This window comes from Streptomyces sp. NPDC018031 (genome assembly GCF_044327625.1).
In the GTDB taxonomy this organism is placed as follows: Bacteria; Actinomycetota; Actinomycetes; order Streptomycetales; family Streptomycetaceae; genus Streptomyces.
On the sequence record NZ_JBIRFT010000010.1, the window covers coordinates 171,097 to 185,779 of the forward strand.

Annotated in this window: 12 protein-coding genes; 6 read left to right on the forward strand and 6 right to left on the reverse strand. The window is 75.0% G+C overall.

The features are described 5' to 3' along the window. The first annotated feature begins 25 nt into the window (after positions 1-25). Complete coding sequence (locus ACH4B3_RS22505) at positions 26-532, forward strand: hypothetical protein (RefSeq protein ID WP_398465286.1); 507 nt, start codon at positions 26-28, stop codon at positions 530-532. A gap of 72 nt (positions 533-604) precedes the next feature. Here the strand turns inward: ACH4B3_RS22505 and ACH4B3_RS22510 are convergent, their stop codons facing one another. Further along, a complete protein-coding gene (locus tag ACH4B3_RS22510; protein WP_398465288.1) occupies positions 605-958 on the reverse strand; it encodes an STAS domain-containing protein in 354 nt (117 codons plus the stop codon). Between the two features lie 359 nt (positions 959-1,317). Here ACH4B3_RS22510 and ACH4B3_RS22515 point away from each other — a divergent pair, with 359 nt between their 5' ends. The 3 genes from ACH4B3_RS22515 (at position 1,318) to ACH4B3_RS22525 (ending at position 5,626) form a co-directional block, all read left to right on the forward strand. Further along, positions 1,318-3,408 carry a hypothetical protein gene (locus ACH4B3_RS22515; RefSeq protein ID WP_398465290.1) on the forward strand — a complete coding sequence of 697 codons (2,091 nt, stop codon included), beginning with the start codon at positions 1,318-1,320 and terminating at the stop codon, positions 3,406-3,408. Beyond that, the gene (locus ACH4B3_RS22520; RefSeq protein WP_398465292.1) at positions 3,315-4,712 is read left to right on the forward strand and encodes a hypothetical protein; all 1,398 of its coding nucleotides are present in this window, start codon (positions 3,315-3,317) and stop codon (positions 4,710-4,712) included. Before ACH4B3_RS22515 ends, ACH4B3_RS22520 begins: the two co-directional genes overlap by 94 nt. Positions 4,713-5,143: 431 nt before the next feature. After that, a complete protein-coding gene (locus tag ACH4B3_RS22525; RefSeq protein ID WP_398465294.1) occupies positions 5,144-5,626 on the forward strand; it encodes a hypothetical protein in 483 nt (160 codons plus the stop codon). A 210-nt stretch (positions 5,627-5,836) separates the two neighbouring features. Here the strand turns inward: ACH4B3_RS22525 and ACH4B3_RS22530 are convergent, their stop codons facing one another. Next, the gene (locus ACH4B3_RS22530) at positions 5,837-6,682 is read right to left on the reverse strand and encodes an NAD(P)H-binding protein (protein WP_398465296.1); all 846 of its coding nucleotides are present in this window, start codon (positions 6,680-6,682) and stop codon (positions 5,837-5,839) included. Between the two features lie 80 nt (positions 6,683-6,762). Between ACH4B3_RS22530 and ACH4B3_RS22535 the strand changes: the two genes are divergently transcribed. Further along, the gene (locus ACH4B3_RS22535) at positions 6,763-7,704 is read left to right on the forward strand and encodes an AraC family transcriptional regulator (protein WP_398465298.1); all 942 of its coding nucleotides are present in this window, start codon (positions 6,763-6,765) and stop codon (positions 7,702-7,704) included. A gap of 528 nt (positions 7,705-8,232) precedes the next feature. Here ACH4B3_RS22535 and ACH4B3_RS22540 read toward each other — a convergent pair. The 3 genes from ACH4B3_RS22540 to ACH4B3_RS22550 all read right to left on the reverse strand — a co-directional run bounded on the left by ACH4B3_RS22540 (position 8,233) and on the right by ACH4B3_RS22550 (position 12,137). Further along, complete coding sequence (locus tag ACH4B3_RS22540; protein ID WP_398465300.1) at positions 8,233-9,432, reverse strand: serine hydrolase domain-containing protein; 1,200 nt, start codon at positions 9,430-9,432, stop codon at positions 8,233-8,235. Positions 9,433-9,489: 57 nt separating this feature from the next. After that, complete coding sequence (locus ACH4B3_RS22545; protein ID WP_398465302.1) at positions 9,490-10,476, reverse strand: aldo/keto reductase; 987 nt, start codon at positions 10,474-10,476, stop codon at positions 9,490-9,492. A 518-nt stretch (positions 10,477-10,994) separates the two neighbouring features. Next, positions 10,995-12,137: an MFS transporter gene (locus tag ACH4B3_RS22550; RefSeq protein ID WP_398465304.1), complete on the reverse strand. Its 1,143-nt coding sequence runs from the start codon at positions 12,135-12,137 to the stop codon at positions 10,995-10,997. Between the two features lie 389 nt (positions 12,138-12,526). Between ACH4B3_RS22550 and ACH4B3_RS22555 the strand changes: the two genes are divergently transcribed. Then, the gene (locus tag ACH4B3_RS22555; protein WP_398465306.1) at positions 12,527-13,480 is read left to right on the forward strand and encodes a LysR family transcriptional regulator; all 954 of its coding nucleotides are present in this window, start codon (positions 12,527-12,529) and stop codon (positions 13,478-13,480) included. Between the two features lie 222 nt (positions 13,481-13,702). Here ACH4B3_RS22555 and ACH4B3_RS22560 read toward each other — a convergent pair whose 3' ends face one another. Beyond that, the gene (locus ACH4B3_RS22560; RefSeq protein WP_398465308.1) at positions 13,703-14,533 is read right to left on the reverse strand and encodes a TIGR04222 domain-containing membrane protein; all 831 of its coding nucleotides are present in this window, start codon (positions 14,531-14,533) and stop codon (positions 13,703-13,705) included. Positions 14,534-14,683 lie beyond the last annotated feature (150 nt).

The window sequence follows — 14,683 nt, forward strand, 5'->3', positions numbered from 1 at the left end:
GGGGGCCTGTCCCTAGATTGGCCCGATGGGTCTCTTCGACAGGCTGACCGGTACCCGGCATCCCGGCACCGGCGTCGTACCGCGTCCGGCCGCGGACGTGCGGGCGGCGCTGCTCGCGCTCAACGGGCCGGAGGTGCCGTACGTCGTGCGCGACGCCGGCCCTGCCGAGGGCGCCGATCTGGTGGCGGAACTGCGTATCCGGGAGCCCGCCTGGCACGCCTACTTCTTCCGGATCCAGCTGCGCCGGAGTGTCACGGTCCGGATGCGCCTGATCCCGGCGGCCCACGAGGTCCGGGCCCTCGACGAGCAGCGGGAGATCACCTGGGTCGGGGGCACGCCGGTGCCGGCGCGCGAGTACTCCCGGGGGCAGGTGACCACGGTCTCCCGGGACTGGAGGATCGAGCGGGGGGCCGGTGGCCGCCTGCGGATGACGGAGGAGTTCCGCTTCGACACCGCGGAGATGAAGGACCCCTTGCGGGATGCGGTCCTCGGTGCCGGGTGGTCCTGGCGGGGCGTGCTGGTCAGGCTGTGACCGGCCGGGTCCGGCGGTGCCGCGCCGCCCGCCCGGCCGGCGCCGGGGGTCCGCCGTATCCCTGAGCCCGGCTCAGACGCGGGCCGACGCCCGGCGCGAGCCGTCGGAGGGGTCCGCGTCGTCGGCGGTCAGCAGCTCGTAGGTCCCGGTCAGATGCAGCAGGCGGGCCGGCTGGTCCTGCAGGCCCGAAATCCGCAGACGCCCGTCCTCGGTGCGGAGCCGTCGCCGCAGGCGCAGCAGCAGGTTCAGGCCGGTGGAGTCCATGAAGGACACCTCGGCGAGGTCCAGGTGCAGCGTCTGGCCCCCGAGCGGAGCGGCGAGCACCGCGTCCTGGAGGCGCGGGGAGGTCTGCAGGTCGAGTTCGCCGGCCACGGCGACCAGGCTCCGGTCGGGATGCTGTTCGACGGTGACGGTGAAGTCGTTCATGGTATCGCGCCTCGATCCGAGGTCGAGCCCATCACGCCCCCCGGGGGAAGGGGGACGTCAAGCGCGCGGCGTGGGGCCACGCACAGCCGAGTACGACAACCCGTACCGTGCCCCGGCCACTACGGTGACCTGTGAGGACGGCGCGGGGTCTCCCACCAGACCAGGCTGGCTGTTCTCGCAGGATTACACATGGCCGCCGCCTCCCACCACCCCGCCGCGTCACCCTCCTCCCCGCCGGACCGGGACCGGGGCCGCCCGCGGAACGTCACCGGGGCTGCTCGCTGGGCCGGCGCCGGGGCGCCGCGCGGGCGGCGGAAATCCCGTTCCGCGGGCGGGACACCGCACGGCAGAATCGGCCCATGCCGACCACTGCGGAGCAGGTGCTCTCCGCGCTCGAACCACTGCCGTTCCCCGCCCGCCTCTCCCTCGTCGCACGGACCGCCCGCCGGCTCGCCGACGAGGGACGCCTCGGCGCGGTGCTCACCGACCTGGACGTACGCGGGCCGTACGAGCGGCGGCTCGCGGCGCTGGCGGCGACCGCCGGACGCGACACCGGGTTCCTCGCCCGCCGGCTGGCCGACCCCGACCCGGTCGTCGCCGGATACGCCGTGCGCGCCGCCCTGGTGCTGCCGGTGCCGGACGAAGCGGTGGCCGCGGCCTACCTCGACGCGCCCGCCGCGCTGCGGCACCGCCTGGCGCGCCTGCTCGGCTCCGGCGGCCGTACCGCGCTCGCCGAGCGTCTGGTGGCACGGCTGCGCGCGGAGTGGGGCGACGGTGAGGCCGCGCGACTGCTGCCCGCCTGCTCCACCCCCTTCGTGGCACGGCACCTGCCCGGCCTGGCACACGCCGTCCACGGCTGGACCCGGCTCGCCCGCCGGCATCCCGGCCCGGTGCTGGACCATGCCGGAACCGCGCTGGCCGAGCGGGCCGGCGGCCGGCAGCGCGACGAGTGGTGGCGCCTGCACGCCACCACGGTCGCCGCGCTCGCGCCACTGCGCCCCGAAGGGGTGCTGACCCTGCTGGAGCGGTACGGGCCCGGCAGCCTGCCACCCGCGCTGAGCGCCGGACTCGGCCCGCTGGTCGGCGCGGACGCCGACCGGGTGATCGGCTGGCTCACCTCCCCCGACCGTCAGGAGCAGCGCCACGAGCCGGTGCCGCCACCGGGGGTGCTGCGCCGGCTGGTGCGGGCCGACCCCGCCTCGCTGCCCGCGCTGGGCCGCCACTGGCTGCGCCGCGGCGCCCACTTCGCCGCGCTGCTGAAGGCCCTGCCGCCCGCCCGCCGCCCCGGCTTCCTCGACGCGGTGACGTCCGGCGGGACGCGCGGGGACGCGGCCCTGTCCGTCCTGGAGCTGCTGCCCCGTGAACGCCGCTGGGCGGAAGTGCGGCGGGCGGCGGCCGAGTTCACCGGCGAAGCCTGGTGCTGGTCGGATGACCTGGACACCCTGGCGCACGGTCCCTTCGAGGAGGCGCAGGCCGCGCTGCTCGCCGCGGTCCGGCGGCCGGAGGCCGACGACCGGGCCACCGCCTGGCCGATGCTGGTGGCATGTGCGGCCCGGGACGGCGGCCGGCAGGCCACCGTCGGACTGCTGACCGCGATGGGCCGGTTGCGCAACGAACGGGACCCGGTGCGGGCCGCCGCGCTCGGCGCGCTCGCCGGGGTGGCGCCGAGGATGTTCCTGCCCGAGGACGCCGCGCGGCTGGACCGGATCGTCACCGACGCCCTGGCGGCTCGGGACTGTTCGGCCGGCAGCCGGGCGGCGGTGCGGACCCTGGCCGCGCGGATACTGGCCGGGCACGCCACCGACGACGACCCGGCCCTGCGGTCCTGGGCGCTGCGCGCCCTGGAGCGGATCGTGGGCCGGGCCGGGGTGCCCGACTTCGGCCCGCTGCACCGGGTGCTGCGCCGGGGCCAGGAGCGGCAGGTGTTCGAGACGCTGCGCCCCTGGCTGGAGGCCGCCGCCGCGCGGGCCGACTTCCGGCTGCTGCTGGGCCTGGCCGGCGCGCTGGGGCCACGGGCGCGGCTGCTGCCGCAGCTCCAGGACATGCTGACCACGGCGCTGGAACGGGGTGACGACGCGACGTTCGCGGCGGCCGCGGAACTGTGGCTGGCCGCGCCGGCCACCCGCGACGAACGGGTGGCCCGGATCGTCGGGCTCGAACCGTCGGCGGTCGTCCTCCCACCGGTGCGGCGCCTGCTGGCCCGGCGGCGCACGGACCTGCTGGACGCGCTGCTCGGCGACGCCCCGCCGTACGGCCGGTTCCTGATCCACGGGGCCGGCGCCCGCTGCCCGACCTCCGCGACAGCGACCGCTGGTCGCCCCGTCAGCAGCGGGCGGCGGCACGGCTCGCCGGGGAAGTGGCCGCCGACGGCGCGCTGCCGCTCGACGACCGGGCCGCCGCGATCCGGGCCGCCGCGCGGATCCCGCGGCTGGGACACGCGCTGGCGATGAAGCACCTGGACGACGCGGAGGTGGTGGTGGCCGAGGCGGCGCTCGGCGCGCTGCCCTGGACCGACCGGCCGCAGGAGGCCCTGCCGGTGCTGCTGGCACAGGCCGGCGGCGACCGCGCCCGGGTCGCGGTGTACGCGGCGGCGCGCGCGGCGCGTCACACCGCCCCCACCGAACTCCGATCGGTGCTGGGTGCGCTGCTCACCGGGGAACCGGCGGCGACGGTGAGTTCCCGCAAGGAGGCCGTACGGCTGGCGGCCCGCTTCCTGCCGCCGCGGCCGGCGGTGACCCTGCTGGCCCGGGTGTTCCACTCCCCCGCCCGCCATCCGGACGTGCGGTCCGCGGTGGTCCGGGCCCTGCCGCCGCTGCTCGGCGTGCCGGAGGCCTGGCCACTGCTGGCGGACGCCGCGCGCGACGACGCCCCGCCGGTGCTCGAGGCCCTGCTGCGGGTCACCCCCTGGGAGCTGGCCGGGGCGCACCGCGCCGGGTACGCCGCCGTGGTCGGCGCGGCCTACGACGCCTGCCTGGCGTCGGTCGAGGGCTTCGCCGCCTACGGCGTCCTGCGGGCCGTGGGGGTGTGGGCCGGCCACGACCCGGCGCTGGCCGACCGGCTCTCCCGGACCGTCTGCGAGCTGGGCACCCGCCGGCACTGGAGTTACGCGGCGTGGGCGCTGCGGGACCTGGCCGTGTCCGACCTCCCGCACCCCGTGGGCGGGGCGGCGCCGGGCAGTGCGTTCCACGGTGCGGTGGCCGGGCTGCTGGCCGCGGCGCACGGCCCGGAGGGGGCCTGCGACGCGCTGCCGGACCGTGACCTGCCGGCGCTGCAACGGCTGCGCACCCTGGTGTCGCCGGGCTCCGACGGACCCGAGCGGCCGGAGGTGCTGGAGGCGATCGCGCGGCAGCTGGCGCCGGAGCCGCTGCTGGCGCCCGAACGGGCCGACCTGCTGCGCCGGCTGGTCCACCGCACGGCGGAGCCGGCCGCTCTCCCCGGGCGTCTGTGGGATCTCGCGGACGCCCTGCGGGGTGCCGGAGTGGCCGTCGCGGTGCAGACCGCCGGCCGGCTGCGGCACACCTCCTGGGCGCTCGGCGGGATGCCGGAGCGCACCGGGGTGCTGCTGGCCACCGCCGGCCGGCTGGCACGGGACGGCGGCACCGCCACCGGCCTGCTCTCGGCCGGGCTGGTGACCGCGGCCGGACCGGACCTCGGCTGGCCCGAGGAGTGGCGGGAACTGCTGCGGGTGCTGCGCGGGCACCCGTGCCCCGACGTACGCCACGCGGCCCACCAGACCACGACCCACACGGAGTGACGGCCGGTCCGGCCGGCGGCCGGTGGTGGAAGCGCCTCCGAGTCCCGTCGCGGTCCCTCCGCGCCGGACCGCCGGCCGGGACGCCGTCGGGCGGCGGCCGGGTCGGCGCGTTCCGGGGGCCGCTCCCGCGGCGGCCGGGACCCGGCACACCGCCGCCGGGCGGCGCTGCCCGCGGGCCGGTTCCGGGCGCGCCCCGGTGCCGCCCGGGGCTCCCGACCCGGTCCGCCGGGCCCGCCGGAAGGCCGGTGCGCCTTTCGGACGCCGTGATGCGCCGACCGCCGCGGGCGATGTGATACGAATCGGAGCACAGCTCCCGATCACCACTTCGCGCTCGACTCACCGTCACACCCCGCCTCCCCAGCCACGTGTGAGTGACCGGCATGTCGCACCCGTACCCGTATCCCTCACCCGCCGGGCCTCCCGGTCACCCGATGCGCGCTCCGCGCGAGCAGCTGCTGTTCGGAGCCATCTACGGTTCGGTGCTGGCCAGCACCCTGACGGCGGCGCTCAGCGAGTCGACCGGCCCGGACGACCCCGGCTACGACGCGCTGTGGGTGCTGATCGCGGCCCTCGGCGCCGCCTTCTCTCACGGCTACGCGCACGTCATCGCCCGCCGGACGACCACCCCGGGCGCGCCCGGGGCGAGCGCGGCGCTCCCGCAGATCCTCGCCCAGTGGCCGCTGGTGGCCGCCAGCTCGCCCACCGTCGCCCTGCTGCTGGGGTCGTATGCCGGCTGGTACACGGAGACCGTCGCGGTGTACGTCGCCCTGGGCTTCAACACCGCCGCACTGCTGGGGTGGGGGCTGGCGGCGAGCCGGGTGGCCGGCCGCACCTGGCCGGCTTCGCTGCGCACCGGCTGCGTGGACATGCTGATCGGGCTGTTCATCATCGCCGCGAACGTCCTCAGCAAGTGACCGGGCGCACCGCTCGGTACTCCGGTCGGACATCGTTGCCCGAGCCGGCCGCTTTCGTTGTCCCGGGCACGGTGGGAACGGATGAGGCCGGTCCGTGGGCGGCCGAGCGCGCCACCGGCCGGGCCATCGCCGGCACCCGCTCCTCCCGGCACCTGTACCGCGACGGCCCGCGGCTGCGCTCACGGCCGCTTCACACGCGTCACGAGACGGTCAGAGTGACCAACCGCCCGCGGCAGCGGTGGAGGTGGCGAATTCCGCGAAGGTCCGCGGCGGGCGGCCGAGGGCGCGTTGCACGCCGTCGGAGAGGTACGCGTCCACCCCCTCTCTGAGTGGTCGGAGGATGTCGGCGAAGGCTTCGGCGTCCGCGGGCGCCACGCCCTGCTGGACGAGCTCCGTGAGGTAGTCCTCGACGGAGAGCGGCGTGTAGCGGATCGCGCGGCCGGTGGCCCCGGAGATCGCGGCGACCGCCTCGGCCGTCGTCACCGCGCGGGGTCCGGACAGCTCGTAGATCCGGCCCGCGTGGCGGTCTTCGGTCAGCGCGGCGACGACCACGGCGGCGATGTCCTCGGCGTCGACGAAACTGGCGGCCCCGTCGCCGGCGGGTAGCCGCAGCTCACCCGTGCGGATGGCGTCGGCGAAGAAGCCCTCGCTGAAGTTCTGCGCGAACCAGCCCGGCCTGCTGATCGTCCACTCCAGACCGCTCTCCCGCACAGCGGCCTCGCTGTCGATGAGGCCCTCCAGGAGACCGCCGCTGTCCTTCGCGTAGTCCGGGTCGTCGATCCCGCGCCCCGAGGCCAGCACGATCCGCCGTACTCCGTGTCGCGCCGCCCGCTCGACGAACGGACGGACGAGCCTGGTGCCGTCCAACTGCACGATGTAGACGGACCGCACGCCCTCCAGAGCGGTATCCCAGGTGCTGTCGTCGGTCCAGTCGAAGACGTGCTCGGCGTTCCGTGCCGCCGCGCGCACCGGCAGTCCCCTGCCCCGCAGTCGGCTGACGACACGGCGACCGGTTTTGCCGGTCGCCCCGGTGACCAGAATCGGTTGTTCAGTCATGACTCCAGTCAACCGGCCACAGGCGAGAGGGGCGATTGCTGAAAGTCTCTGTTTGATGTCTGGACGTCTACACTGAGTCCGTGGACGCCGTATCCGAGGTGCTGGCAGGCGTGCGGGCGCTGGGCGCCGTCTTCCGGCAGACCATCATGCGACCGACCTGGGCATTGCGGATGGCCAGTGGCGCCCCGCTGACACTGGCGATGATGTTGCGCGGCGGTGCCTGGATCGTTCCCGACCAGCACGAGCCGGTACCCATAGGCGTCGGCGACATCGCCGTCGTCCGCGGCGACGCGCCCTACACGGTGGCCGATGCCCCTACGACGAACCCCGCGCTGGTGGTGACCAGTGCCGACTACTGCACCGGGGCCAAGGGCATCGAGCACACCACCGCGTCCCCCCGAACCTGTGGAACACCGGCTGAAGGGGCGGCGGTTCTGCTCAGCGGGGCGTTCGAACGCCGGGGAGAACTCAGCGAACGACTGCTGCGGGCACTGCCCGCCGTACTGGTGGTTCCTGCCGAGGGCGCCCCTTACCCATCGGTGGAGGCGTTGGCCGAGGAGATCTCCGGAAACCGACCGGGACAGCAACTGGTACTGGACCGAATACTGGACCTGATGCTGGTCGCCGCGCTCCGCAACTGGTTCGACAACCCTGATGCGAGTGCTCCGGCCTGGTGCCGCGCATTGGACGACCCGGTCGTGGGTGCCGCGTTGCGTCTGCTGCACGACAAGCCTGCCCACCCCTGGACGGTGGCAGCCCTGGCGACCCGGGTGGGAGTGTCCCGGGCGGCGCTGGCCCGGCGGTTCACCGCGCTGGTCGGCGAGCCGCCGATGTCCTACCTCGCGGGCTGGCGAATCGACTTGGCCGCGGACCTGCTGCGGGAGACCGACCATACGGTGGGCGCGGTCGCAAGGAAGGTCGGCTACTCCAACGCCTACGCGCTGAGCGTGGCGTTCAAGCGGCTGCGCGGCACGCGGCCCAGTGATCACCGAAGCCCGGAACCGGCGTGGCGCGCCGGGTGAGACCCGCCGCCCTGCCTGACCAGGTCGGCCGCGGGCTCCGCGCGCCCGGCTCGTTGCGCGGGGTCCGCTCGGCGACGGCCGCTCGCTCCGCCGCCTCGGGAGGCGGCGCCACGGTGATGCCGGCATCGGTCAGGTGACGTCCAGCCACCTCCGCACGACCTCCATGGCCCCTGCCCTGGTCGTTCGCCGATCCCCCCGTCCCCAGGCGGTGTTCGGGATGCGCGGTCCCCAGTCCGCTCAGCCCGCCGGCTGCTTGTCCTCGGGGCCATGACTGTCCGGCCTCCGGGGCCCGCTCCGCGCCCTGTCCCCTCAGGAGAGCTCCGTGCCTCTCACGACGAGCGGGAAGCAGTGGTGGAGCAGCTGCGCGATGCGGCAGCCGAGGGCAAATCGATTCTGATGAGCTGGATTCACGCCTGGAGCAGGCGCTGATGTCCAGGACTCACGCCGAGTCGGCCGTCCTGTCCGGTGGCGGGTGTCCGTCGATTCCACGATCTGCCGGGCTCACCGGCACGCCGCCGGTCGAGGGCCTCAGGTGCCGACGACGGCGTCGTGGACCGCCCACCCCATGTCGCCGGCGCACCGGCTGACGTTGCCGAGGACGGCCACGTCCAGGTCCTGCCGGGGATAGTGGTAGAGCCGGGCGCTGACTCCGTCCTCCTCTCCCGTGTGGCCCCAGCGGACGACGGTGCCCTCGTCGTCGAGGATGTGGGTGAGTCCGAAGCCGTACCTCCACCGGTAGCCGCGGACCTTCCCGGGACGCTCCTCGACCTGCGGGTTCAGCGCCAGGCGGGTGGTCTCCTCGGCCAGCAGCCGCCCGTGGCGCAGGGCGTACGCGAAGGCCGTCAGGTCGGCGGCGGCGCAGGTGGCTCCCCCGTCGGCGGCGGCGCCGGGGGTGGTCGCGTAGTGGTTGGTGCGGTACGGGGTGGGGCTGTCGGCGGTGTCGAGGTACCCCTCGGCGATGCCGGGCCCCAGGTCGTCCAGCGCCGGGAAGCCGGCACCGCTCATGCCGGCGCGGGCGAAGACCTCGTCGGCCACGACCTCCTCGTAGGAGCGGCCGGTCACCGACTCGATGAGCAGGCCCAGCAGGATGTACCCGGCGCCGTTGTAGAGGTGGCGCTCACCGGGGGCGAAGTGGGGCCGCTTGCCGGCGAACAGCGGCAGGTAGTCCTTGTTGCCGCGCAGCAGGTACAGCGGGTGGGCGGCGGTCAGGGCGGCCCATTCGGCCTCCCGGTCGCCACCGCCCTCCTCGAACCAGTCGCCGATGCCGGACGTCATCGTCAGGGCGTGGCGGACCGTGACCCGCGGGTCGAGCCGGGGCATGTGGTCCGCCACGAATCCCAGCAGCGCGTCGTCCAGGCGGACCCGCTTCCGCTCCACGAGCCGCAGGACGGCCACCGCGGTGAACGTCTTGGCCACCGAGGCGACCCGGAACCGGGTCTCCCCGGTGTTCGGTACGGACCAGCGCCGCGACGCCATCCCGAAGGCGCGGGTGAGCACCGGCTCCCCGTGCCGGGTGACGCGGACCGTCCCGGAGAACCCCCGGTCCTCCGCCGCCGCCGAGACGGCCTCCTCCAGGCGCGCCGGATCGAAGCCGTCAGCCTTCACGATCGTCACCACAGACCCCTGCCCGTCACGGTCCACCCGGTTCCGGCGATGATCGTCGGCGGTCCCCGGCGAGGGCAACCGCTTTATCGGTGCCGGGCGCGCGGCTGTGCCGGCACCCGGCACCCGCGGGCCGGGCAGCGTGCCCGGCCCGGCGGGACGGCATGGCTCGCCGCCGCGGGGTCAGCCGTTGACGAAGGTCAGGCTGTTCGCGTCGTAGCGGGTGCCCGCGACCTGCTCGGGCGGGGCGGCGGCCTCGATTGCGGCGAGTTCCTCGGCGGACAGTCCGACGGTCAGGGCGGCGAGGTTCTCCTCCAGGTACCGCTGCCGCCGGGTGCCGGGGATGGGCACCACGTCGTCACCCTGGTGCTGCACCCACGCCAGCGCGAGCTGCCCGGCGGTGACGCCCTTCGCCGCCGCCAGTTCGTTCAGCTTCGCGACGATCGCCAGGTTCCGTTCGAGGTTGCCGTCGGCGAACCGCGGCTGACTGCGCCGCATGTCGGTTTCCGCCAGTCCCTCCACCGAGCTGTACCGCCCGGTCAGGAAGCCGCGTCCGAGCGGGGAGAACGGGACCAGGCCGATGCCGAGCTCGCGGCAGACCGGGGCGATCTCCGCCTCCAGGTCGCGGGTCCACAGCGACCACTCGCTCTGCAGCGCCGCGATCGGGTGCACCGCGTGCGCCCTCCGGATGGTCGCCGCGCCGGCCTCCGAGAGCCCGAGGTGGCGGACCTTCCCGGCGTGCACCAGCTCCGCCATCGCCCCGACGGTCTCCTCGATGGGCACCTGCGGGTCCACCCGGTGCTGGTAGTACAGGTCGATGTGGTCGACTCCGAGCCGGCGCAGCGACGCCTCGCAGGCCTCCCGCACATAGGCGGCGTCGCCGCGGATCCGGGTGGGCTCGCCCAGGCGGTTGGCGAAGCCGAACTTGGTGGCCAGCACGACCTCGTCGCGGCGTCCCGCGACGGCCCGCCCGATCAGCTCCTCGTTGTGCCCGTTGCCGTAGAAGTCGGAGGTGTCCCAGAAGGTGACCCCGAGGTCGAGGGCGTGGTGCAGCGTCGCGATCGACTCCGCGTCGTCCGCGGCACCGTAGGCGTGGCTCATGCCCATGCACCCCAGGCCCTGTGCGGATACCGCCAGTTCGCCGAGGTGCCGGGTGGGGATGTCGGTCATGGTGTTTGCCTCCTGCAATCGGAACCGTCTGCCCATGACGCTAGGTATTGGAGCGCACTCCATGTCAACCGGATAGGGACGGCGGCCCACGGCGCGGAGTGCGGACGGACGGCCCTCTCGGCCCGCCGCCCGGGCCCCGCGGGAGTGGGCGCGACCGCCCGGGGCGGCGCGGCCGGAGCCGGTCGGGCGGGCGTGAGCCCGGGCCGACGGCCGGCGCACCGGGGTGCGCGCCCGTGGATCGGCCGCCGGCCCGCCGCGACGGTCCCCTGGAAGATCACTTGCACTGGCTCGACGCCTGGTCTAGCGTTCGGTTCCTCTTGGTCTCTCTTGGTTTCTCTTGATTTCTCTTGGTTCGAGCCCGGGTCCGCGGGGCGGCGCCCGGCGGAGGGGGGCCGGCATGCCCGAACCGCGCTGTCACCGGCGGCCCTCCGGCAGGGGTCCGGGGCGGCCCCGGCGGCTGCCCGCCGGGACCCTCCTGCCGGTGGCGGCGGACCGGGGCCCGGTACCGGTCGCGGTCGTCAGCGGCCCCGGACGCGCCACACCGCCGCGGTGGTCAGGAGAGTGAGCACCGCGCCTACCGCGAGGACACCGCTGGCGGCCACGTGGTCGGTGACGATCCCCCCGGTCAGCGCCCCCAGCGCGATCGCCAGGTTGAACACGGAGGTGTTCAGGGCGGTGGCCGCCTCGGTCGCTTCCGGCGCGGACTTGAGGATCCACGTCTGGACGCTGACCGGAACGCCGCCGAAGGCCAGCCCCCACACGAGGAGCAGGACCGTCCCGCTCACCGGGTGGCGGCCGACCAGGGGGAAGACGGCCAGCACGGTGGTGAGCAGCACGCTGATGGTGATGACGGTTTTGCGGGCGTCGCGCTCCATCGCCGCGCCGGCCAGGAAGTTGCCGGCGATTCCGGCCGCGCCGAAGCCGAGCAGCAGCGGCCCGACCGCGGCCTCGTCGATCCCGGAGACGGACCGCACCAGCGGGCTGACGAAGGTGAAGGCGGCGAAGTGGCCGCTCACCAGGAGGAACGTGGCGATGACACCGGCTCGTACCACGGGGTTGCGGAAGGCTTGCGGCAACGCGCGGAGCCGTACCGGCCGGGTCGCGGGCATGGGGGGCAGCAGCAGGAACAGGGCGGCGAGTACCAGCAGGCCGAGTGCGCCCACCACCACGAACGCCACGCGCCAGTTCGCGAGGTCCCCGATGAGGGTTCCGGCGGGTATCCCGAGCACGTTGGCCGCCGTGGCGCCGCCGAAGACGACCGAGGTGGCCCGGGGCACCGATGCCGCCGGGACCAGGCGTACCGCCAGGCCCGCGGCGAGCGCCCAGAAGCCGCCGATGCTGATCCCCACCAGGAACCGGGAAGCCAGCAGCACGGTGAAGTCGGGGGCCAGCGCCGACAGCGCGTTGGCCAGTACCATCAGCACGATCAGCGCGAGCAGGACCACCCGCCGCTCCCGGTTCCGGATCACCACCGGGAGGAGCGGCGCGGTGGCGGAGGCGACGAGGCCGGGCACGGTCACCATCAGCCCGGCCGCCCCTTCGGAGACCTCGAGTGACCCGCCGATGGCGGGCAGCAGGCCCACGGGCAGCGACTCGACGGTGACCAGTGCGAACGTCGCGACCGCCACCGCGACCACGGCGAGCCGGTTGCGCAGTGGCACGCGATCGGCGGTGGGGGTGGGAGTTGGGGGTGCTGCGGATACAGCGGTTGTCACGGTTGTGCTCCCGTCGGCGGGGACCCGCCTTGCGGCGAGAGTCCCGGAATCGATGACCTCGGTGTGCCGCGCGGCCACGATGGGCCGGCGGCCGTCGCCCTCGGCCAGGACGTACGGCGGGGAGCCCGGAACCGTGCCACGCCGGCGACGAGCGCGGCGATGGCGGCCACCTCGTGTGGCGGCACAGGGACATCGGCGACCCGCGGTGCCATGAGGATCCCCGTGGTTGCCGGGCGGGTTCCCGCACCACCCACACTGCTGTGCGTCATCAAGATCGACAAGATGCCCGATCGGTAACGCCCGTTTAGCCGGGCTCAACGACTCACGGAGGGGTAGTGCTCGAACGGCTGGAGTTCGAGGCGTTCCTGACGCTTGCCAGAGAACTGCACTTCGGCCGGACGGCCGCCGGCCTGCATGTCACGACCGGCCGGATCAGCCAGACCATCAAGAAGCTGGAACGCCGGGTCGGGGCGCCGCTGTTCGAACGCGGCGGCCGCCCGGTCCGGCTCACCCCGATCGGGCAGCAGCTGTACGACGATCTGCGGCCGGCCTACGAGCAGATCGAGGCCGGGCTGAGGAAGGCGGCCGACGCCGCCCAGGGCACCCACAGCACGCTGCGGGTCGGCTTCGTCGGCGCCGCCGCGGGACAGCTCATGGCCCAGGTGGCCGAGCTGTTCGCCGAGCGCCGCCCCGGCTGCCGCGTCCGGCTCAGGGAGTCCCAGATCTCCGACGGCTTCCCGCGGCTGCGCGCCGGTGACGTCGACCTGCTGATCGTGACCCTGCCGCACGAGGAAGCCGGCATGGTCAACGGCCCGGTGCTGTTCTCGGAAACGAGGATGCTGGCCGTTTCCTCCCGGCATCCGCTGGCCCGCCGGCCGAGCGTCACCCTGGAAGACCTGGCCGCGGTCCGGCTCCTGCAGGTGGCCGGGACGGTCCCCGAGTACTGGCGCACCGAGCGCGCCCCGCTGCTGACCCCGGCGGGCCATCCCATCGAAGCCGGCCCCGGTTTCGAGACCTTCCAGGAGGCGCTCACCCTGATCGGTGCCGATCAGGGCGCTTTCCTGGTGGGTGCCCAGGCCCCCCGCTACTACAGCCGCTCCGACGTCGTCTACCTCCCCGTCACCGACGCCCCGCCGCTGGAGTGGATCCCCACCTGGCTCGCCGGCAACACCACGGCCACCATCCACGCGTTCAACCGGGCGGCGCGGGACGCCGCCGCCGTGGCCCACCCTTCCGGTCCGGCCCGCACGGAGATCCGGACCGCTCCGCCCGGATCGTCCGACGGCTGATCCGGGCGCCGCCGGCCGACGCGCCCCGGCACCGGCCCGGCGCGGTCGGCGACACGCACCCGAGCCGCTGCTTCGGCGACGATCCTCCCGCCGGGGACGAGGTGCCGGGGGACGCACCGGCCTTCGCCGCGCGGGGTGTGCCCGTGCGGGGGTGCCGCGGGAGGCGTGGCCCGTGCGGGGGTGCCGCGGGAGGCGTGGCCCGGTGCGAACCGGCCCCATCGGTCAGATCGCGCCGCCCAGCCCCGGCGGATCGTTGTTGGGCATGGTGCCGGTGGGGGATGCGGGACGGCTGAGCGCCGCCGACAGGGGCGCCAGTTCGCCGCGCAGCCGGCCGTCCCGGGCCACTTCACGGAGCAGCAGCGCCTGCGCCTCGGACAGATCGTCGCGGGTGACCGGAGGCCACGGCCGGCTGCCGGCGTCGAGGGCCGCCAGGACTTCCTTCCCCGCCTCGGTGTTCGCCGCGCCCCAGGGGCCGCCCGGACGCATGGCGAGTACCCCCGCCCCCCAGAGGACGGCCGTGGCCGCCAGCGGAACCAGGGGGTTGTCGCCCTGCCCCGCGGCCACGTAGACGGACACCACTCCGGTGAGGCAGGACAGGGCCAGTGCGGAGAAGAGGAACTCGTCGGCCCGCGCGACCCGGTGGTGAAGCGTCACCCGGCCCACCAAGCCCAGGTCGGCCAGCCGGTCACCCACGGCGGTGATACCCCGGCCGCCGGTCAGCCGGTCCAGCCGCTTCCAGGGCTTGCGGCACGGGGCGGTGCCGAAGGCGTCGATCACGTCGGCCTCGACCCGGTCCCGCGGCACCGGGTCGAGGACGGTGAGCACCCGGTCCCGTACCGTCAGCCGGCCGGCCAGCAGCATCGACGCGAGCACCGTCTCCGCGGCGCCGCGCCGGCCCCGGCTCAGGAAGGCCACCTCGTGGAGCGTCAGCTCCACGGGCGCGGGACGCGGCACGACCGGGGCGCGCACCAGCCGCCGGTGGGCCCAGCGGAACCACACGGCGGTGACCGCCGTCAGCCCGTATCCGGCAGCGAGCATCGCGATCCACACCATGGCGCCCCTCCACACGCGTGCGTGTCCCCGGACGGCGGCCGCCCGGGCACACCGTGGTTGCCTCCTACCCGTCCGGGACCGGGGAGCATCCGCGCGGCGGGGTGCGGCGGCGTGGCCGGTGGTCCCCGGGCACGGGCGCGGGGCGGTGCC